This is a genomic window from Sphaerisporangium cinnabarinum (assembly GCF_055567015.1).
Genome location: NZ_JBVHRG010000003.1, coordinates 127,449 through 147,329, shown reverse-complemented (window position 1 = coordinate 147,329; position 19,881 = coordinate 127,449). Strand labels below are relative to the sequence as shown.

Sequence of the window (19,881 nt, the reverse complement as noted above, 5' to 3'; positions counted from 1 at the left end):
CACCCGGCCGCAGCCCTCGCCGCGCCCCGGTGCCGCCCGTCGGTGCCGGGGCGCGGTGCGTCTCGGGCGGGGTGCGTCCCGGGCGCCGGGCGACCGGTCAGGGCGCGGTGACGAAGTCGATGAGCTCCTCGACGCGCCCGAGCAGCGACGGCTCCAGGTCGGCGTACGTGCGCACCGTGCCGAGGATGCGCTGCCACGCGCGGCCGACGTCCTCCGGGGTCTCCGCGGGCCAGCCGAGCTCGCGCAGGATCCCGCGCTTCCACTCGGTGCCGCGCTCGATCACGGGCCACCGCTCCAGGCCGATCCGGGCCGGCTTCACCGCCTGCCAGACGTCGACGTACGGGTGCCCGAGCACGAGCACCGTGCCCGCGGGCGAGCGCCGCAGCGCCTCGTCGGCGATCCGTCGCTCCTTGCTGCCGGGCACGAGGTGGTCCACGAGCACGCCCACGCGCCGCTGCGGCGTCGGGCCGAAGCCGGCGAGCGCGGCCGCGAGGTCGTCGACGCCGTGCAGCGGCTCGACGACGACCCCCTCCACGCGCAGGTCGTCGCCCCACACCTTCTCGACGAGCTCGGCGTCGTGCTTGCCCTCGACCCAGATGCGGCTCCCGCGCGCGACGCGCGCCCGCTGCCCGACGACGGCCCGCGAGCCCGACGCGGTGCGCGTCGGGGCGGCGGGGGCGCGGGAGGTGACGGGCGGGGTGAGCTCGACGGGCGCGCCGTCGACCCAGAACCCGGGCCCGAGCGGGAACGTGCGGGTCCGGCCCGCACGGTCCTCCAGCACGACGACGTGCATCCCGCCCGACTTCTCGACCCGTACGACGGCGCCGACCCACCCGGTCTGCACCTCCTCGACGACGAGGCCGCGCTCCGCGGGCTGCGGGCGCGACAAGGGTCGCGCGCGGTGGTGGGAGGGGGCGGGCGTGCCGCCGAGGACGTCGGAGCCGTAGCGGTCGAAGGACACGGCGTCACCCTAGGCCAGCGTCCGCCGTGCGCCGCCGAGATCGCCCCGTGCGTCGCCGGATCGGCCTCTCGAGGGTCGACCTCGGACCCTCGGGCCGACCTCGGACCCTCGGGCCGACCTCGGGCGACGGCTCCCGGCGCGCGCGCTCCCGGGGCGGGGTGGTACCACGGACCGATGAGCCAGGAGCGCGCCGAGCCGGACCCGAACCGCTGGCGCGTGCTGCCGGTCTGCCTCGCGGTCGGCTTCATCACGACGCTCGACGTGTCGATCGTCAACGTGGCCCTGCCGTCGATCGAGTCGTCGCTCGACGCGGGTCCCACGGAGCTGCAGCTCGTCGTCGCGGGCTACACGCTCGCCTTCGGGCTCGCCCTGGTGCCCGCCGGGCGCCTGGGCGACGCCGGCGCTCGGCGCGGGCTGTTCATCGCCGGGCTCGTGGGCTTCGCGCTCATGAGCCTCGCGTGCGGGCTCGCGCCCACCGACACGTGGCTGGGAGTCGCGCGCCTGCTCCAGGGCGTGAGCGCCGGGGTGCTCAACCCGCAGGTCGTCGGCCTGATCCAGCAGGAGTTCCGCGGGTACGAGCGCGGGCGCGCGTTCGGCATGTTCGGTGCGACGATCGGTGTCTCGACCGCGCTCGGGCCCCTGCTGGGCGGCCTCATCATCGCGGCCGCCGGCCCCGAGACGGGATGGCGCTGGGTGTTCCTCGTCAACATCCCCGTCGTCGCCGTGCTCCTGCCGTTCGCGTGGCGCCTCGTGCCCGGGCCGCCGCGCACCGGCTCGGGCGCTGCGCGCGGGCCGCGCCGGCTCGACCTCGTCGGGCTCGGCCTGCTCGGCGCCGCGACCCTCGGCGTGATGATGCCGTTCGTCACGACGACGGGCCGCGGCGACGACGCGTCCCGCTGGTGGTGGCTCGTGCCGGCCGTCGGCGCGCTCGTGGCCGCCGTCGCGTGGGAGCGGCGCTACCAGCGCCGCACGGGCGAGGCCGTGCTCGACCCGCAGGTCGTGGGGCTCGGGTCCTTCCGCAACGGCGCGCTGCTCGGCCTCGCGTACTTCGCGGGGTTCACGGGCATCTTCCTCGTCGTCACGCTCTACCTCCAGGACGAGCTCGGGTACACGCCGCTGCAGGCGGGACTCGTCGGCACGCCGTTCGCGGTCGCGTCGGGCGTGTCGGCGTGGTTCTCGGGCCGCTGGGTCGCGCGCTGGGGGCGCGAGCTCGTCGTCGTCGGCGTGGTGCTCGTGCTCGTCGGGGTGGTCGCCGCGGAGGTCGTCGTGCGCACGCTCGGGAACGACCCGGGCGCCGTCGGCCCGGCGCTCGCGGTCGCGCTGCTGGTCGCCGGTGCGGGCAGCGGGACGGTCATCGCGCCGAACCAGACGCTCACGCTGTCCGAGGTGCCGGTGAGCCGGGCCGGGGTGGCGGGCAGCATGCTGCAGCTCGGCCAGCGCATCGGGTCGGCCGTCGGGATCTCCGTCGTCCTGTCCGTGTACTACGGCGGCCTCGCGGGCGGCGACTCGGCGGCGGACGCGACCGGGCGCGCCCTCCTGGTAACGATCGGCCTCGTCACGGTCGCGCTCGCCGTCGGGCTCCTCGACCTGCGTTCGCGACGAGCGGAGGACCGCCGGACGGGCCGCGCGGACGCGTAGGATTGGCACTCGGAGGTCGAGAGTGCCGACGCCCGCCCGCCCGCCCGGGCGGCGACGGTGCGGCACGCGGGAGGTGGACGTGAGCGAGGAGCGCCGGCTCGAGGTGCTGCGGGCCATCGTCGAGGACTACGTCCTGACGCGTGAGCCCGTGGGGTCGCGCGTGCTCACCGAGCGCCACAGCCTCGGCGTCTCGCCCGCCACGATCCGCAACGACATGGCCGCCCTCGAGGACGCGGGGTACATCGCGCAGCCGCACACGTCCGCGGGCCGCATCCCGACGGACAAGGGCTACCGGCTCTTCGTGGACCGCCTCTCGGGCGTCAAGCCGCTGTCCGCACCGGAGAAGCGCGCCATCGAGACCTTCCTGTCCGAGGGCGTGGACCTCGACGACGTCATCGCGCGCGCCGGGCGGCTGCTCGCGCAGCTCACCGGGCAGGTCGCCGTCGTGCAGTACCCCTCGCTGAGCCGGTCGGGCCTGCGCCACCTCGAGCTCGTGCCCGTCGGCGAGTCGCGCCTCCTGGTCGTCATCATCACGGACACGGGCCGCGTCGAGCAGCGCACGCTCGAGGTCGCGAGCCTGCCGGACGAGGGGACCCTCGTCGAGGTGCGCGCACGGCTCAACGCCGCGGCCGCGGGCAAGCGCCTCTCGGACCTCGCGCCCGGTCTGGCCGCCGTGACCGAGAGCTTCCACCCCGACGACGCCCCGCTCGTCCGCGCGGTGGGCGACCTCGTCGCCCAGACGCTCGCGGAGGAGAGCGAGGAGCGCCTCGTCCTCGCAGGCACGGCGAACCTCGCCCGCGCGGGCATGCGGTTCGAGCACGCGCTGCGCCCCGTCCTCGAGGCGCTCGAGGAGCAGGTCGTCCTGCTCGGGCTGCTCACCGAGATGGCCGCCGAGTCGGGCGTGAGCGTCCGGATCGGTCGCGAGACCCAGCTCGAGGGCCTCGCGGAGACCTCCGTCGTGACGACCGGTTACGGTAACGACGGTGACACGGTAGCGCTCGTCGGCTCGATCGGGCCGACCCGCATGGACTACCCCGGCACCATCGCGGCGGTGCGCGCGGTCGCGCGCTACCTGTCACGGGTGCTCGGCACGTGAGCCCCGCGGTCTCCCCGCCCGCGGCGGGCCCGCTCGACGACCACCCCCGACCCCTCCCGACCGGCCCCGCGCCGGCCTCACGACCCGCACCAGCAGAGAGTGACGTGTGAGCGACTACTACGAGATCCTCGGCGTGGCCCGTGACGCCAGCCAGGACCAGATCAAGAAGGCGTACCGCAAGCTCGCGCGCGAGCTGCACCCGGACGTCGCGGGCGAGGAGGCGGGCGACCGCTTCAAGGACGTCGCGCGCGCGTACGAGGTGCTGTCCAACCCGGAGAAGCGCCAGCAGTACGACCTCGGCGTCGACCCCAGCGCCCCCGGTGGCGGAGGCGGCGGCCCCATGGGCGGCGGGTTCGGCTTCCAGGACATCTTCGAGACGTTCTTCGGCGGCGCCCAGGCGCAGCAGGGCCCGATCCCGCGCGCCCGCCGCGGCCAGGACGCGCTCGTGCGGCTCGACATCGACCTCTCCGAGGCCACGTTCGGCGCGCAGCGCGAGCTCCAGGTCGACACGGCGGTCGTGTGCGGCACGTGCGGCGGCACCTGCTGCCGCCCGGGCACCTCGCCGCGCACGTGCGAGGTGTGCCACGGCCGCGGCACGGTCCAGCGCGTCGCGCGCTCGTTCCTCGGCCAGGTCATGACGAGCGCGCCGTGCGCCGCGTGCCAGGGCTTCGGCACGGTCATCCCCGAGCCGTGCGCGGAGTGCTCGGGCGAGGGCCGCGTGCGCAGCCGCCGCAGCATCACGGTCAACGTCCCGGCGGGCGTCGACACGGGCACGCGCATCAAGCTCACCGCGCAGGGCGAGGTCGGCCCGGCCGGCGGCCCCGCGGGCGACCTGTACGTCGAGATCCGCGAGCGCAACCACGACACGTTCGTGCGCCGCGGCGACGACCTGCACTGCACCCTCCAGGTGCCGATGACGGCGGCCGCCCTCGGCACCGTGCTCGAGCTGGAGACGCTCGACGGGCTCCAGGAGATCGACCTGCGCCCCGGCACGCAGCCGAACCAGATCGTCACGCTGAAGAACCTCGGCGTCGGGCACCTGCACGGCAGCGGGCGCGGCGACCTCAACGTCCACATCGAGGTCCAGGTGCCGACGGCCCTCGACCCCGAGCAGGAGCAGCTCCTGCGCTCGCTCGCCGCGCTGCGCGGCGAGGAGCGCCCCGAGCCCCGGCTCGCCGCCGCGCACCCGGGCGTCTTCTCGCGCCTGCGCGACAAGCTGTCCGGCCGCTGAGCGGGGCGCGCGCATGAGTGCTCCGGTGTTCCTCGCCGAGACGGGGACCGACGGCGTCGCGCCCGGCGACCGGTACGTGCTCGACGGCGCGGAGGGCCGGCACGCGGGCGTCGTGCAGCGCCGCGGCGCGGGCGAGCGCGTGGACGTCGTCGACGGCGACGGGCTCCGGCTGCGGTGCGTCGTCGAGCACGCCGAGTCGGGCCGCGTGACGCTCCTCGTGCAGGAGGTGGACCGCGAGCCGGCGCCGGACGTCGTCGTGACGCTCGTCCAGGCGCTCGCCAAGGGCGACCGCGACGAGATGGCGATCGAGGCGGCGACGGAGATCGGCGTCGACGTGGTCGTGCCGTGGCAGGCGGAGCGCTCCGTCGTCGTGTGGCGCGGCGAGCGCGCGGCGAAGTCCCGCGCGCGGTGGCTCGCGACGGTCCGCACGGCGACCAAGCAGGCCCGGCGCGCGCGCCTGCCCCGCGTCGAGGTCGCGCTCGACTCGCGCGGCCTCGCGGCGCGGGTCGTCGACGTCGTCGCCGCGGGCGGTCGCGCGATCGTCCTGCACGAGGAGGCGACGACGCCGCTCGCCGACGTCGCCCTGCCCGCCGGTCCGGCCACGGACGGCGCGCCCGCGCCCGAGGTGCTGGTCGTCGTCGGCCCGGAGGGCGGGATCTCCGACCGCGAGCTCGCCGACCTCACGGAGGCCGGCGCGGTCGCGGCGCGGCTCGGGCCCCACGTCCTGCGCACCTCGACCGCCGGTCCGGTGGCCGTGGCGCTGCTCGCCGAGCGGCTCGGCCGCTGGGGCGTGGCCGGGACGCGTGGTCTAGCCTCGGGGTCATGACGAGCACCGACCTGCGCACCGACCCGGACTGCCTCTTCTGCCGCATCGTCGCGGGGGAGGTGCCCGCCGACGTCGTGGCGACGAGCGAGCGCTCGATCGCGTTCCGCGACATCGACCCGCAGGCTCCCGTGCACGTGCTCGTGGTCCCGCGCGACCACCACGGCGACATCGCGCAGCTCGCGGCGGCGGACCCGGAGCTGCTCGGCGACGTCGTCGCGCTCGCGGACGAGGTGGCGGGCGACCTGGCCGACGGCCAGTTCCGGCTCATCTTCAACTCGGGGCCGCGCGCCGGCCAGAGCGTGTTCCACGTGCACGGCCACGTCATCGCGGGCGCCGAGCTCGGCTGGTCGCCCGCCTGAGCCCTGCGCGAAAGCGCGTGTGACGCCCGGCCGCTCTCGGTACGATGGAAGCGATCTGCGGGGCGGTGGCCGTCCCGGACCCACTGCCCGACCGAAGGAGCGCAGCGGCGCAAGCCGGCTCATGACCTCTCTGTCCCGAGAACCCGACCCCTCGTCGCACCGGGTCGAGCACCGCATCGTCATCCCGAACCACGTGCCGATGGTGGCGCTCCTCGGTAGCCACGACTCCGTGCTCCGGGCCGTCGAGGAGGGGTTCCCCGCCGTCGACGTGCACGTGCGGGGCAACGAGATCGCGGTCGGCGGGCCCCCGGGGGACGTCGCGCTCGCCGCGCGCCTGCTCGACGAGCTCGTCGAGGTCGTGGAGGCCGGCACCCAGCTCACGGCCGACGTCGTCTCGCGGTCCATCGCGATGCTCACCGCCGCGACGGTGTCGCGGCCGGCCGAGGTGCTGACGCTCAACATCCTGTCGAGCCGTGGCCGCACCATCCGGCCGAAGACCGTGGGGCAGAAGCGCTACGTCGAGGCGATCGACGCGAGCACCATCACGTTCGGGATCGGCCCCGCGGGAACGGGCAAGACGTACCTCGCGATGGCGAAGGCCGTGCAGGCGCTGCAGTCGAAGCAGGTCAACCGCATCATCCTCACGCGCCCGGCCGTCGAGGCGGGGGAGCGGCTCGGGTTCCTGCCCGGCTCGCTGACGGAGAAGATCGACCCGTACCTGCGCCCGCTGTACGACGCGCTGCACGACATGATCGACCCCGACTCGATCCCCAAGCTCATCGAGGCCGGGACGATCGAGGTCGCGCCGCTCGCGTTCATGCGCGGGCGCAGCCTCAACGACTCGTTCATCATCCTCGACGAGGCGCAGAACACGACCACCGAGCAGATGAAGATGTTCCTCACGCGCCTCGGCTTCGGGTCCCGCATGGTCATCACGGGCGACGCGACGCAGGTCGACCTGCCGGGCGGCACACAGTCGGGGCTGCGCGTCATCGAGGACGTCCTCACCGGTGTCGACGACGTCGAGTTCTGTCGCCTCACGTCCTCCGACGTGGTGCGGCACCGGCTGGTGAGCGACATCATCGACGCGTACGCGCGCTGGGACCTCGCGACGGCGCCGGCGTCGCGACAGGGGACGAGCGGCGGCGCCCGCCGCCGCGACGACGACCGCCGCGGACGCCCCGCGGCACGAGACCGACGGACGAGGGACGACGCGTGAGCATCGAGGTCAACAACGAGACCGAGGCCGAGGTCGACGAGGCCGAGTTCGCGGCGCTGGCACGGTACGTGCTCGACGCGATGCGCGTGCACCCGCAGAGCGAGCTGTCGATCCTCTTCGTCGACACGGACGTCATGAGCGAGCTGCACGTGCGCTGGATGGACGAGCCCGGCCCGACGGACGTGCTGTCGTTCCCCATGGACGAGCTGCGGCCCGGGCGCGACGGCGAGGTCGCCGGCCCCGGCCAGCTCGGCGACGTCGTGCTGTGCCCGGAGGTCGCCGCCCAGCAGGCGGTGACGGCGGGCCACTCGACCGCGGAGGAGATGCTCCTGCTCACGACGCACGGCATCCTGCACCTGCTCGGCTACGACCACGCCGAGCCGGAGGAGGAGAAGGAGATGTTCGCGCTGCAGCGCAAGCTGCTCCTGACCTTCCTCGCAGGCCGGTGAGCGGCGAACCCGTCGCGCTCCTGGCGGCCCTGACCGTCCTGACGGTCGTGCTCGCGGCCGCGCTGAGCGCGGGCGAGGCCGCGGTGCTGCGCGTGACGCGGGCCGCCGTCACGGAGGCAGCCCTGGGCGACGACGCGTCCGTGCCCGCCCGCCCGGAGGGCCGTCGGGCGCTCGCGCTGCTCGCGGACCCGGCGGCGACCGTGCGCTCCGTCGGCTTCGTGCGCGTCGTCGCGGAGGTCGCGGCGGTCACGTGCCTCACGCTGCTCGTCGCGGCGTGGCTCGAGCCGTGGTGGCAGGTCCTGCTCGTCGCGCTCGCGGTGAGCGTCGTCGTCGGGCTCCTCGTGGTGCGCGTGAGCCCGCGGTCGCTGGGTCGTCGGCACGCCGTGCGCGTCCTGCTGAGCCTGTCGCGCCTGCTCGCGGTCGTCGTCGGGGCCACGCGCTGGCTCACGCGGCTCGCCCCGGCGCCCGACGAGGGGGCGCACCAGCGCGAGCTCCAGGACATGGTGGACCGCGTCAACGAGTCCGAGGTCATCGAGGAGGAGGAGCGTGAGCTCATCCGCTCCGTGTTCGAGCTCGGGAGCACCCTCACGCGCGAGGTCATGGTGCCCCGCACCGACATGGTCACGACGTCGCGCGACACGCCCCTGCGCAAGACCCTCTCGCTCTTCCTGCGCTCCGGCTTCTCCCGCATCCCGGTGACGGGCACCTCCGCGGACGACCTCGTGGGCGTCGCCTACTTCAAGGACGTCGTGCGCGTCCTGCAGGGCGGCCCCGGGACCGACGCGCGGCCCGTGGGCGAGGTCGCGCGCCCCGCGATCTTCGTGCCCGAGTCCAAGCCGGTGGACGACCTGCTGCGCGAGATGCAGGCGTCGTCGTCGCACATCGCGATGGTCGTCGACGAGTACGGCGGCGTCGCGGGTCTCGTGACGATCGAGGACGCGCTCGAGGAGATCGTGGGCGAGCTCACGGACGAGCACGACCGCCCGGAGCCCGAGGTCGAGGACCTGGGCGACGGCGTCCTGCGCGTGCCCGCCCGCCTCGGCGTCGAGGAGCTCGGCGAGCTCTTCGGCCTCGGCCTGGACGACGACGACGTGGACACCGTGGGCGGCCTGCTCGCCAAGGCGCTCGGCAAGGTCCCGCTGCCCGGCTCCGTGGCGGAGGTCCACGGTGTGCGCCTCGAGGCCGACCGCGTCCAGGGCCGCCGCAAGCAGCTCGCGACCGTCCTCGTCTCCGCCGCGACCTCGCCCGACGCCCCGGACGCCGAGCCGGACGATCCCCACCCCGCGGCCGACACCCGTCAGCCCCTCCCCACCGTGAAGGACACCCCGTGAGCACGACCACCCCCGAGCACCGCTCCGGCTTCGCCTGCCTCGTCGGGCGGCCCAACGCGGGCAAGTCGACCCTGACGAACGCGCTGGTCGGCCAGAAGGTGGCGATCACCTCCGGGCGCCCCCAGACGACGCGCCACACGATCCGCGGGATCGTGCACCGCCCCGACGCGCAGCTCGTCCTCGTGGACACCCCGGGGCTGCACCGCCCCCGCACGCTGCTCGGGGAGCGTCTCAACGACCTCGTGCGCGAGACCCTCACCCAGGTCGACGTCATCGCGTTCTGCCTGCCCGCCGACCAGAAGATCGGCCCGGGCGACCGCTTCATCGCGAACGAGCTCGCGGAGCTCATGCGCGGTCGCCGCGGCACGCCCGTGGTCGCGGTCGTGACGAAGGCCGACCTCGTGGACCGCGGCACGCTCGCCGCGCACCTGCTGGCGGTCGACCGGCTGGGGGAGGCGGCGGGCGGCTGGGCCGACATCGTGCCCGTCTCCGCCCAGGACGGCTACCAGGTCGACGTGCTCACCGACGTCCTCGTCTCCCACCTGCCCGAGGGCCCCGAGCTCTACCCGGGCGGCGAGCTCACGGACGAGCCGGAGGCCGTCATGGTCGCCGAGCTCGTGCGCGAGGCGGCGCTCGAGGGCGTGCGCGACGAGCTGCCGCACTCGCTCGCGGTCCAGGTCGAGGAGATCGTGCCCCGCGAGGGCAGCGGCGACGAGACCGCGGGGCGCCCGCCGCTGCTCGACGTGCGCGTCAACCTCTTCGTCGAGCGCGACTCGCAGAAGGCGATCGTCATCGGCCGGGGCGGGTCGCGGCTGCGCGAGGTCGGGACGCGCGCACGGCACGGCATCGAGGCGCTGCTGGGGGCGAGGGTCTACCTCGACCTGCACGTGAAGGTCGCCAAGGACTGGCAGCGCGACCCCAAGCAGCTCCACCGGCTCGGCTTCTGACGCGGGGGGACGTCCCCCGTGCCGTCGTCGGGACGGCATCAGGGACCGGCCGGCGGCCCGCGACGTACGATTCCTCGGTGATCTTCCGGACCGCCGCGACGACGGCAGCCCTCGCGATCGTCCTCGCGATCGTCGGAGCGGTCACCGGGCCGCAGTGGGACCCGGTGCCCGTGACCGAGCACCTCGTCCCCGAGACGCCCGACACGACCGTCGGCGGGCAGCCGCCCGGCGGGGCCGCCCCGGTCGGCACCTACGACGTGCGCGAGACGGACGTGACGGTCCGGCTCGACGGCGCGACGGTCGGGGGCGTGCTGCGCGAGCCCGTCGACGCGGGCGACGACCTCCCGGGCATGGTGTTCGTGCACGGGGCAGGGACCGGCCTGGCGTCGGAGGCGTTCGTGGACGTCGCGACCGACCTCGCGAGCGCGGGCGTCGTGACCCTCGTCCCGGACAAGCGCCTGGACACCTACACCACGCGTCACCGTGACTACGAGGCGATGGCGCGCGACTACGCCCACTCCGTGGACCTCCTGCGCGCCCGCCCGGGAGTGGACCCGGGACGCGTGGGGCTGTACGGGGAGTCCGAGGGCACGTGGATCGTGCCCGTGATGGCGGCCGACGACCCGACCATCGCGTTCACCGTCCTGGTGTCTGCGCCCGTCGTGCCGCCGCGCCAGCAGGCCGCGTTCGCGGTCGACAGCTACCTGCGCAACACCGACGTGCCCCACGGGGTGTTCCGGGCGATCCCGCGAGCCGTCGGGATGGCGATCCCCGGCGGCGGGTTCGAGTACGCGGACTTCGACGTCGAGCCGTTCCTCGAGCGGCTCACGCAGCCGGTGCTCGTCGTGTACGGCACGGCGGACCCGTCGATGCCCGTCGAGCAGGGGGCGCGGCAGATCCTCGACGCCACCGGGCCGTCGTCGCAGGTGCCGGGCGGGGCGGACGTCACCGTGCGCTACTACGCGGACGCGAACCACGGGATCAAGATCGACGACGTGCTCGTTCCCGACTTCCCGCGGGACGTGAGCGCCTGGGTGACGTCCCTGCCCGCGAGCGCGACCGCGCTGCCGCAGGTCGCGGGCGCGGAGCCCACGCAGCAGTACCTCGCCGGGCCGGTCCCGTCGCCGCGCTGGCTGGGCAACGGCGACCTGTTCGTCGGCCTCGTCCTCGCCGCCGTCGGGCTGCTCGTGCTCGGCCCGCTCGTCGGCCTCGTCGGCGGTCTCGTGCGCCGGCTGCGGCGGGTGGCGGGCCGGCCGGGCGCCCCCGCCGGCCTCGCCCCGGGCTTCCGGGTACCGCTGCTGGGCCTCGGGGTCGGCGCGTTCGCGACGACGGTCGCGCTCGTCGTGTACCTCGTGGCGACGGCGCGGCTCGCGCTCGACTACGAGAAGGACGCGTGGGTCGTGCAGGGCGGCTGGATCGGGGTGCGGCTCGTCGGTCTCGCGACGCTCGTCGCGGGCGCTCTGCTGGTGAACCGGGCGGCCGAGGTCCGCTCCGCACGCCGCGCGCACGACGAGCGCCGGGGCACCGACCAGGTGGTCGCCGCGGAGGAGGGCGCGAGCGCGCTGCAGGTCGCGCGGGGCGTGACCCCGCGCGTCATGCTGTGGTGCGTCGTCGCGGGCGCCACGGTCCTGCTCGTCATCCTCGCGTACTGGGGCGTCTACCAGCTCGGCATCTGACCGCGCCGGTGCGCCGTCGTCCGGGCCGAGGCGGTCGTGCCGCCGCTCGCCCGGCGCGGCCCGGTGGGCGTGCGTATCGTGGACGGGTGAGGCGCCGTCGGCTCGCGCAGGACCGGGCGGCTCGTGCCGGGCACGCCACCCACGAGCCGACGACGGACGGTGCCGGGACGCCGACCGGCGGCTTCGAGCTCCTGCCGGCCGAGCTACGGACCGACGACCGGTTCGACGCCGCCCTCGATGCCGCGCTCGGCGGCTCCGCCGAGGCCCCCTCCCGTCCTGCGCGCGACGAGCCACGACCCCGGGACGACGCCACGACGACCGCCGTCCGGGGACGGCACCCCGGCCGGGCGGCCCGCGACGTGCTGCCGCTGCCGCGCGGAGAGCGCGCGAGCCGAGGCACGCCCGCGGCGTCCGCCGCGCCCCGTCCGCCGCGGTCCGACGTCCGCCGGCCGCCCCGGTCCGCCGAGGTCGGCGAGCCCCCGGACGGGCGCGCGACGCGGCGACCCTGGTACCTGCACCCGGTCCCGTGGGTGGCGCTCGCGGTCGCCGTCGCGTTCGCCGGCTCCGTCGCCTTCACCGCGTCGACGGAGGACGCGCGACCCGTCGACGTCACCGCGCTCGCGGGAGGGCTGCGCCCGCTCGACGACTCGCCGGAGCCGCGCTGGACGGTCCCCGTCGAGCCCGGCACCGAGGTCGTCCCCGCGGTCGGCGCCGTCGTGACCGTCGACGGGGCGCTCACCGCGTACTCCGTCGCGGACGGGACGGTCCTCTGGCGGTCCGAGCGCCTCGGCGACCGCGCCACGTGCCTGCCGGCCTCGGGCGAGCCCGCGCGCGAGGTGGTCGTGTGCGCCGTCCCGACGGGGTGGCGCGAGCAGGTGGCCCGGCTCACGACCGTGCGCGCGACGACCGGCGAGGTCGTGGGGGAGCGCACGGCCGAGACGGCCGGGCGTCTGTCCGTGGTGCCGGTCGGCGCGACGGACGTCGTGCGGGCGTGGTGGCGAGGCGACGAGGTGGTGGTCGTGCGCGAGGACGCCGCGACGGGAGAGGTCCGGTGGGAGCGGTCGCTCGCGCACGACGGTCTCGGGAGCGGCGGCGACGTCGTGCTCGACGTGCGCCGCGGCGTCGTGGACGTCCTCGCGCCGGGCGTGGCGGCGGCGCTCACGGAGGACGGCCTGTCGCTCGTCGAGGACGACGTGTGGACCATCGTCCGGCTGCAGGACGGGCGCTACGTCGGCAACGAGTACGGCCGCGGCACCGCCACCGTGTTCACCGCCACGGGCGAGCCTGCGTTCCGGATCTCCGGCCGCGTGCTCGAGGCGCCCCTGTCGGACGGGTCTGCGCCGGGCGTGATCGTCACCAACACGTTCGGGAGCATCGTGGGCGTGGACGCCGCGACCGGCTCGGAGCTCTGGTCGCTGCCGGGCACCGGGATCCGCGCCGTCGCGCGCGTCGACGGGCGCGTCGTCGTCCAGACGGACTCGGCCTACCGCAGCGTCGACGCCCGCACGGGCGCGGAGGCGTGGGCGGTCACGCTCGAGGACGGTGGGCCTGGGCCGGTGCTCACCGACGGCCGGTCCCTGTTCGTCACGGAGCGGCAGCGCCGCCAGCCGGGGCTCGTGTCGATCGCGCTCGACGACGGGGCGGTCGAGTGGCGGTGGACGCTGCCGGAGGGCACGTACGACGTGCTCGCGGTCGAGGGCCGGCTCTTCCTCCTCGGGACCGGCGGGCTGACGGCCGTCTCGTGAGGCGGTGGGGGCGCGACGCCCTGCGCCGCCGTCGGCACCGTCCGGATGGTGGTGCCGGGCCGCGTGGGCGCTTGAGCCGCACGTGATGAACCGGTAGAAACGGTCGGGGCCCCTCGGCCCGGCGTGCGTGCGACCGGCACCGCGCGACAGCGTAGGGAGTGCACGATGACCAACCAGACAGAGCCGGCCGAGGACCCGCAGCCCGGTGCTGCGGGCACCGGGCCGACCCCGGCGCCCCAGGGCGCCGCGGCGGGTGACGGGGACTCCACGGCCGAGCGCGCACCGCACGGTGCGACGGGCTCGGCAGGGTCGGACCCGGACGCGGCGGGCGCCGCGCGGGCCGGGGAGAGCGACCAGGGTTCCGCGCGCGAGACCGCCGGCGCCACGACCGCGACCGCCACGGCGTCGCCCTTCGCCGGGATCCCCGTGAGCGACTACGTGCGCGACGGCGTCGCCGCGCTGCTCCTTCTCGTCTCCCTGGCGCTGCCGTGGGACGTGTCGAGCCGCGCGTCGGACAAGATCGAGGTCGTCCTGCTGACGATCCTCTCGCTGCTGACGCTCGCGCTGCCGTACCTCGCACGCACGGGCGTGCTCCCGACGACGTGGACCGTGCACACCACCCGCAAGGTCCGCCTGCTCGCCAACGCGCCGTACGTGCTGCTCGTGCTCGTCTACCTCGTCGTCGACGTCGTGGGCGGCGGCGACCTCGCCGACGGCTGGGGCGGGATCGGCTCCGCCGCCGCGCTCGGGCTCGCGGGCGCGCTCCTCGCGGCGCAGCCGCGCGAGAGCGAGCTCGGGCCGCAGGACCAGGACCGCGCGGTCACCGACCGGTGGCTCCAGGCGCTCCTCGCGCTCGCGGCGCTCCTCGCCCTCACCGTGCTGCTCACGGTGATCCTCACCGCTACCGGCACGCGCCTCGGCGGCGCCCTGTTCGTGCTGCTGGTGATCGTGGCCGCGGTGTTCGTCCTCGCGCTCGCCGGGCTGCCGACGTACGGCACGTGGCGCCGGTCCGAGGCCGCGCGCCTCACGCTCGTCGGGCTGGGCGTCATGCTCGCCGTCGGGTTCGTCCTCGGCTCGGGCAACAACGGGCTCGTGACGATCGAGAGCACGCACGGCGGCCGGTTCGGGCTCGTGCTCGTCCCGGCGCTCGCGGCCGTCGCCGCGGCGCCCGCCGTGCACCGCGCGATGGCCGCGGCGGACCCGGTGACCACCTGGGTGCGCGTGGCCGTCAACGCTCTCGACCTCGTGCTCGTCGTCGCGGGCTACGTCGCCGTGAGCGCCGTGCTCACCCTGGCCGACGGCGCACGCGGCGTCCCGGTCGTCCTCGCCGTGATCGTCGGGGTCCTCGCCGCGGCCGTCGCGTTCGTCGCCCGCCGCTCGCTCGTGCGCGACGCCGCGACCGGGCGTCCGCTCGCGCTCGGCGGCGCCGGCGTCGTCGCGCTGCTCGGTATCGTCCTGCTCGTCGTGACGTCGAACCGTGTCGTGCTGGGCGGCGGCGTGGAGCACGTGCTGCTCGCGTTCGGCCTCCCGCTGCTCGTCGTCGGGGCACTGACCGTCCCGCGCGAGGTCCGTGCGTACTTCGCCGAGCACCGTCCCGTGCCTGCGGCGACCGGTGCCGAGGCGGCACGCGCCTACGTGTGGCAGCCGCCCGCGCCGAAGCCGCCCAAGCCGGCCCGGCCCGCGCCCGCCCCGTCGGGTCCGCCGACCGGCGCGCACCCGACGACCGGGCACACGGGTCCCTACCCGGGCGCGGGCGCCTACCCGGCCACCGGACCGACGGGCGCCTACCCGCCGGCCGGGCACACCGGGCCGGTCCCGACGCAGCAGGCCCCGGACCGCCGGTTCGCCGCGGGGTCCGACGCGACCGAGGTGCTGCCGGTCCAGCCGGTCGAGCCGGAGCGCAGCGGGTACGCCGCGCGTCCCGGTCTCACGCCCGACGAGGGCCCGTCGACCGCGGTGCTGCCCGCCTACCAGGAGGAGCAGCCGGGCACCGGCCCGCAGCCGACCGCCCAGCAGCCCGGACAGGGGTACCAGCAGCAGGGCTACGGCCAGCAGCAGGGGTACCCGACCTCCGGGGCTGGCCAGCAGGGCTACGCGCCGCAGGGCTACGACCAGCAGGGCTACGGTCAGCAGGGGTACGCCCAGCAGCCCGCGGCGCAGCAGCCGTCGTACGCGCCCCCGGCCCAGCCGGCGGGCTTCACCGCGGCGCAGGCGCTCGACCCGGGCACGCCGCTCGAGGTCCTGGCGCAGATCGTCCAGGACGCCCCGCACCTGCGGCCCCAGGTCGCGGCCAACCCGTCGACGTACCCGGCGCTGCTCGAGTGGCTCGGCAACCTCGGCGACCCCGCGGTCGACGCGGCGCTGCGCTCGCGGCGCGGCTGACGCACCCCGACGCCCGGCCGGTCCTCCGCGCGAGGGCCGGCCGGGCGTTCCTCGCCCGCGGCGCGGCCGGGTGCCCCGGACGGCGTGCCCGAGGAGCGGACGTCCCGGGCGCGCCGGCGACGGAGGAGTACAGTGGCGTCGTGCACCTGATGCGGCAGCTCCTCCTTCGTTGCCGCGGCGAGGCCCTCTAGCCGGTTCCTCGTCGCGGTGGTTGGTGTGCCGGCTGACACCGATCAGGACGACCCCGAAGGACCGACGATGAACGCCTCCGCCCCCGCCTCGACGCCCACCGCTACGGACCCGAACCCGCAGCAGCCGTCGGGCATGCCGATCCACAAGTACCTGCCGTTCCACCGGCAGATCGACGTCTCTCTGCCCGACCGCACGTGGCCGGACAAGCGCATCGAGACCGCGCCCCGCTGGTGCGCCGTCGACCTGCGCGACGGCAACCAGGCCCTCATCGAGCCCATGAACGCGGAGCGGAAGCTGCGCATGTTCGAGCTGCTCGTCGAGATGGGCTACAAGGAGATCGAGGTCGGTTTCCCCTCGGCCTCGCAGACCGACTTCGACTTCGTGCGGATGCTCATCGAGGAGGACCGCATCCCGGACGACGTCGTCATCCAGGTCCTCACGCAGTCCCGCGAGCACCTCATCGCGCGCACGTACGAGGCGATCAAGGGCGCGAAGCAGGCGATCGTCCACCTCTACAACTCGACGTCCGTCCTGCAGCGCGAGGTCGTGTTCCGCTCGGACGAGGACGGCATCATCGCGATCGCCGTCGACGGCGCGCGGCTGTGCAAGAAGTTCGAGGAGACGGTCCCCGAGACGACGGTCTACTACGAGTACTCGCCCGAGTCGTACACCGGCACGGAGCTCGAGTTCGCGGCCCGCATCTGCAACGAGGTGCTCGAGGTCTTCGAGCCCCGCCCCGACCGCAAGGTCATCATCAACCTGCCCGCCACGGTCGAGATGGCGACGCCGAACGTCTACGCCGACTCGATCGAGTGGATGAACCGGCACCTGCACCACCGCGAGAACGTCGTGCTGTCGCTGCACCCGCACAACGACCGCGGCACGGCGGTCGCGGCCGCCGAGCTCGGCTACCAGGCCGGGGCCGACCGCATCGAGGGCTGCCTGTTCGGCAACGGCGAGCGCACCGGCAACGTCTGCCTCGTCACCCTCGGCATGAACCTGTTCAGCCAGGGCGTGGACCCGCAGATCGACTTCTCCGACATCGACCACGTGCGCCGCACGGTGGAGTACTGCAACCAGCTCGGCGTCCCCGAGCGGCACCCCTACGCGGGCGACCTGGTCTTCACGGCGTTCTCCGGCTCGCACCAGGACGCCATCAAGAAGGGCTTCGACGCGATGGCCGTCCGAGCGGAGGCGGAGGGCGCCACGGTGGACGACATCACGTGGGCCGTCCCGTACCTGCCGATCGACCCCAAGGACGTCGGCCGCTCGTACGAGGCCGTGATCCGCGTCAACTCGCAGTCCGGGAAGGGCGGCATCTCCTACCTGCTGAAGTCGGAGCGCCACCTCGACCTGCCGCGTCGCCTGCAGATCGAGTTCTCGCAGTCCGTGCAGCAGCACACCGACGCGCACGGCACCGAGGTGACGGGCGAGGACATCTGGCGCATCTTCTCGGACGAGTACCTGCCCGTCGAGCCCGGTTCCGGCCTGGAGCCGTGGGGCCGGCTCAAGCTGCGCTCCACGCGCGCGTCGTCGAGCGAGGACGGCCCGGACACCCTGAGCGTCGACGTCGTCGACCGCGGCGAGGAGCTGACGCTCGAGGGCACGGGCAACGGCCCGGTCGCCGCTTTCGTCGACGCGATCGCCCAGGTGGGGGTCGACGTCCGCGTCCTGGACTACGCGGAGCACGCGCTCTCGGAGGGCGGTGACGCGACGGCTGCGGCGTACGTCGAGTGCCAGGTGGGCGACGACGTCCTGTGGGGCGTCGGGATCGACCCGTCGATCACGACGGCCTCGCTCAAGGCCATCGTGTCCGCCGTGAACCGCGCGGAGCGCGCCCAGGGCTGACCGCTGCCACGCCGACCTCGCCGACGGCCCGGACGACCTCGTCGTCCGGGCCGTCGGCGTTTTGTCGACGCAGTGTTGGTAAGATACCGACGCACTGTCGACAACATTGGAAGGCTCCTCATGTTCCTCGCGTTGCGCGAGCTCGTCTTCGCGCGCACCCGCTTCCTGCTCATGGGCGGTGTCGTCGCGCTCGTCGCGGTCCTCGTCGTCCTGCTCTCCGGGCTGTCCGCCGGCCTCGTCAACGACGGCGTCTCCGGCCTCAAGCGCACGCCCGTCACCGACTTCGCGTTCGACGAGGGCACCGGGACCGACGCCGCGTTCACCCGGTCCGTCATCGAGACGGACCAGGTCGGCACCATGGCCGAGCAGCCGGGCGTGCTCGAGGCCGCGCCGTACGGCCTGCTCCTGGCGAACGCGCACCAGGAGGACGGCTCACCTGTCGACCTCACCCTCGTCGGCGTCGAGCCCGGCTCGTTCGTCGCGCCCACCGCCGTGGCGGAGGGGAGCCTGGTCGGTGCGGAGGACGGGATCGTCGTCTCCGCGACCGCCGCCGACGACGGGCTCGCCGTCGGGGACACCGTGACCCTCGCGCGGCCCGAGCGCACGCTCACGGTCGTGGGCGTCCTCGAGGACCAGCACACGTTCGGCCACGTCGACGTCGCGTACCTCCCGCTCGGCACGTGGCAGGAGCTGCTCGCCGGTGCCGAGGAGCCGGGAGCCGACGTCCCGGACGTCGCGACCGCGGTCGCGCTGCGCACCGACCCCGGCTCGTTCGACCGCGAGGCCGCCGACGCGGCGTCGGGCACGGTGACGCGCACGCTCACCGAGTCCTTCGACGCGTCGCCCGGATACACGGCCGAGACCGCCACCCTCCTGCTCATCCAGGTGTTCCTCTACGCGATCTCCGCGCTCGTCGTGGGCGCGTTCTTCACCGTGTGGGTCATCCAGCGGCGGCACGAGATCGCCGTCATGCGCGCCATGGGGGCGCGGCGTCGCTTCCTGCTCGCCGACTCGCTCGGCCAGGCGGCCGTGCTCCTGCTCGCCTCGATCGGCCTGGGCTTCGCCCTCGGCATCGCGGCGGGCGCGGGCCTCGGTGCCACCCCGATGCCGTTCGCGCTCCAGGCGCCCGACCTCGTCCTGGCCGGCGTCCTGCTCTTCGTCCTCGGGATGGCCGGAGCGGCCGTCGCCGTCGCGCGCATCACCTCCGTCGACCCCCTGACCGCCCTGGGAGGGCAGCGATGAGCACCACCACCCCCGCCACGCCCGTGCTCGAGATCGACCGCGCCACCGTCCGCCACGGCGACGGCGACACCACGGTCGTCGCGCTCGACGAGGTCAGCCTGAGCGTCGCCGCGGGCGAGCTCGTCGGTGTCGTCGGGCCGTCGGGCTCCGGCAAGTCGAGCCTGCTCGCGGTGGCCGGTGCGCTCACGGCGCCGGAGTCCGGGACCGTCCGCCTCGAAGGGGTCGACCTCGGCGCGACGAGCGAGCGTGAGCGTGCGCGCCTGCGGCGCGAGCGCATCGGGTTCGTCTTCCAGTCCGGCAACCTCCTGCCGGCGCTCACGAGCGTCGACCAGCTCCGGCTCGCGCTGCGGATCGCGGGCATCGACGAGCGCGACGCGCGCGCCCGCGACCCCCGAGAGCTCCTGGAGTCCGTGTCCATGAGCCACCGTGCCGACCGTCGTCCGGACCAGCTCTCGGGCGGCGAGCGGCAGCGCGTGGGCATCGCCCGCGCGCTGGTCGCGAGCCCGGCGCTCCTGCTCGTCGACGAGCCCACGGCCGCGCTGGACCGGGCGCGCAGCCACGAGGTCGTGAGCCTCCTGGCCCGCGAGGTCGAGGCCTACGGTGCCGCGGCGCTCATGGTCACGCACGACCACGACGTGCTCGAGCACTGCCACCGGGTCGTCGAGATGGTCGACGGCCGGCTCGGCCTGCCCGCCGTCACGGGCTGACGCCGGTGGGCGGCTCCGGGAGAGCCGCCCAC

The 19,881-nt window shown here is 75.0% G+C and carries 16 protein-coding genes; 15 read left to right on the top strand and 1 reads right to left on the bottom strand.

The window, feature by feature from the left end:
* Positions 1 to 97: 97 nt before the first annotated feature.
* The gene (locus ACZ4MO_RS06250) at positions 98 to 961 is read right to left on the bottom strand and encodes a DUF3097 family protein (protein ID WP_175008357.1); all 864 of its coding nucleotides are present in this window, start codon (positions 959 to 961) and stop codon (positions 98 to 100) included.
* A gap of 174 nt (positions 962 to 1,135) precedes the next feature.
* Between ACZ4MO_RS06250 and ACZ4MO_RS06245 the strand changes: the two genes are divergently transcribed.
* The 15 genes from ACZ4MO_RS06245 (at position 1,136) to ACZ4MO_RS06175 (ending at position 19,849) form a co-directional block, all read left to right on the top strand.
* Positions 1,136 to 2,599, top strand: a complete 1,464-nt coding sequence (locus tag ACZ4MO_RS06245; protein WP_175008358.1) for an MFS transporter — start codon at positions 1,136 to 1,138, stop codon at positions 2,597 to 2,599.
* Positions 2,600 to 2,678: 79 nt separating this feature from the next.
* Positions 2,679 to 3,695, top strand: a complete 1,017-nt coding sequence (gene hrcA / locus ACZ4MO_RS06240; RefSeq protein ID WP_175008359.1) for a heat-inducible transcriptional repressor HrcA — start codon at positions 2,679 to 2,681, stop codon at positions 3,693 to 3,695.
* A 106-nt stretch (positions 3,696 to 3,801) separates the two neighbouring features.
* On the top strand, positions 3,802 to 4,926 hold the full coding sequence (gene dnaJ, locus ACZ4MO_RS06235) for a molecular chaperone DnaJ (protein WP_043651775.1): 1,125 nt from the start codon (positions 3,802 to 3,804) through the stop codon (positions 4,924 to 4,926).
* A 13-nt stretch (positions 4,927 to 4,939) separates the two neighbouring features.
* Positions 4,940 to 5,752 carry a 16S rRNA (uracil(1498)-N(3))-methyltransferase gene (locus tag ACZ4MO_RS06230; RefSeq protein ID WP_175008360.1) on the top strand — a complete coding sequence of 271 codons (813 nt, stop codon included), beginning with the start codon at positions 4,940 to 4,942 and terminating at the stop codon, positions 5,750 to 5,752.
* A complete protein-coding gene (locus ACZ4MO_RS06225; RefSeq protein WP_021482946.1) occupies positions 5,749 to 6,111 on the top strand; it encodes an HIT domain-containing protein in 363 nt (120 codons plus the stop codon). The genes ACZ4MO_RS06230 and ACZ4MO_RS06225 overlap by 4 nt, the downstream gene beginning before the upstream one ends.
* A gap of 121 nt (positions 6,112 to 6,232) precedes the next feature.
* A complete protein-coding gene (locus tag ACZ4MO_RS06220) occupies positions 6,233 to 7,330 on the top strand; it encodes a PhoH family protein (protein WP_175008361.1) in 1,098 nt (365 codons plus the stop codon).
* Positions 7,327 to 7,779, top strand: coding sequence for an rRNA maturation RNase YbeY (gene ybeY / locus ACZ4MO_RS06215; RefSeq protein WP_021482948.1), 453 nt, complete (start codon positions 7,327 to 7,329; stop codon positions 7,777 to 7,779). Before ACZ4MO_RS06220 ends, ybeY begins: the two co-directional genes overlap by 4 nt.
* Positions 7,776 to 9,110 (top strand): CBS domain-containing protein, encoded by a 1,335-nt coding sequence (locus ACZ4MO_RS06210; RefSeq protein ID WP_175008362.1) that lies wholly within the window; start codon positions 7,776 to 7,778, stop codon positions 9,108 to 9,110. The genes ybeY and ACZ4MO_RS06210 overlap by 4 nt, the downstream gene beginning before the upstream one ends.
* Positions 9,107 to 10,057: a GTPase Era gene (gene era / locus ACZ4MO_RS06205; protein ID WP_175008363.1), complete on the top strand. Its 951-nt coding sequence runs from the start codon at positions 9,107 to 9,109 to the stop codon at positions 10,055 to 10,057. Before ACZ4MO_RS06210 ends, era begins: the two co-directional genes overlap by 4 nt.
* Before the next feature lie 77 nt (positions 10,058 to 10,134).
* Positions 10,135 to 11,733 carry an acyl-CoA thioester hydrolase/BAAT C-terminal domain-containing protein gene (locus ACZ4MO_RS06200; RefSeq protein ID WP_175008364.1) on the top strand — a complete coding sequence of 533 codons (1,599 nt, stop codon included), beginning with the start codon at positions 10,135 to 10,137 and terminating at the stop codon, positions 11,731 to 11,733.
* A gap of 86 nt (positions 11,734 to 11,819) precedes the next feature.
* Entirely contained in the window at positions 11,820 to 13,478 is a 1,659-nt protein-coding gene (locus ACZ4MO_RS06195) for an outer membrane protein assembly factor BamB family protein (RefSeq protein WP_175008365.1), read from the top strand.
* A 165-nt stretch (positions 13,479 to 13,643) separates the two neighbouring features.
* On the top strand, positions 13,644 to 15,860 hold the full coding sequence (locus tag ACZ4MO_RS06190) for a DUF7937 domain-containing protein (RefSeq protein ID WP_186810384.1): 2,217 nt from the start codon (positions 13,644 to 13,646) through the stop codon (positions 15,858 to 15,860).
* 258 nt (positions 15,861 to 16,118) lie between these two features.
* Positions 16,119 to 17,900 (top strand): 2-isopropylmalate synthase, encoded by a 1,782-nt coding sequence (gene leuA, locus ACZ4MO_RS06185; RefSeq protein WP_175008366.1) that lies wholly within the window; start codon positions 16,119 to 16,121, stop codon positions 17,898 to 17,900.
* A gap of 120 nt (positions 17,901 to 18,020) precedes the next feature.
* The gene (locus ACZ4MO_RS06180; protein ID WP_175008367.1) at positions 18,021 to 19,142 is read left to right on the top strand and encodes an FtsX-like permease family protein; all 1,122 of its coding nucleotides are present in this window, start codon (positions 18,021 to 18,023) and stop codon (positions 19,140 to 19,142) included.
* Positions 19,139 to 19,849: an ATP-binding cassette domain-containing protein gene (locus ACZ4MO_RS06175; RefSeq protein WP_175008368.1), complete on the top strand. Its 711-nt coding sequence runs from the start codon at positions 19,139 to 19,141 to the stop codon at positions 19,847 to 19,849. The genes ACZ4MO_RS06180 and ACZ4MO_RS06175 overlap by 4 nt, the downstream gene beginning before the upstream one ends.
* Positions 19,850 to 19,881: the final 32 nt, after the last annotated feature.

Excerpts from the sequence above, each read along its gene's own strand:
- ACZ4MO_RS06245 (WP_175008358.1), top strand. The coding sequence starts at position 1,136 with ATGAGCCAGGAGCGCGCCGAGCCGGACCCGAACCGCTGGCGCGTGCTG.
- ACZ4MO_RS06230 (WP_175008360.1), top strand. The coding sequence starts at position 4,940 with ATGAGTGCTCCGGTGTTCCTCGCCGAGACGGGGACCGACGGCGTCGCG.
- ACZ4MO_RS06225 (WP_021482946.1), top strand. The coding sequence starts at position 5,749 with ATGACGAGCACCGACCTGCGCACCGACCCGGACTGCCTCTTCTGCCGC.
- ACZ4MO_RS06220 (WP_175008361.1), top strand. The coding sequence starts at position 6,233 with ATGACCTCTCTGTCCCGAGAACCCGACCCCTCGTCGCACCGGGTCGAG.
- ACZ4MO_RS06190 (WP_186810384.1), top strand. The coding sequence starts at position 13,644 with ATGACCAACCAGACAGAGCCGGCCGAGGACCCGCAGCCCGGTGCTGCG.
- leuA (WP_175008366.1), top strand. The coding sequence starts at position 16,119 with ATGAACGCCTCCGCCCCCGCCTCGACGCCCACCGCTACGGACCCGAAC.
- ACZ4MO_RS06180 (WP_175008367.1), top strand. The coding sequence starts at position 18,021 with ATGTTCCTCGCGTTGCGCGAGCTCGTCTTCGCGCGCACCCGCTTCCTG.
- ACZ4MO_RS06175 (WP_175008368.1), top strand. The coding sequence starts at position 19,139 with ATGAGCACCACCACCCCCGCCACGCCCGTGCTCGAGATCGACCGCGCC.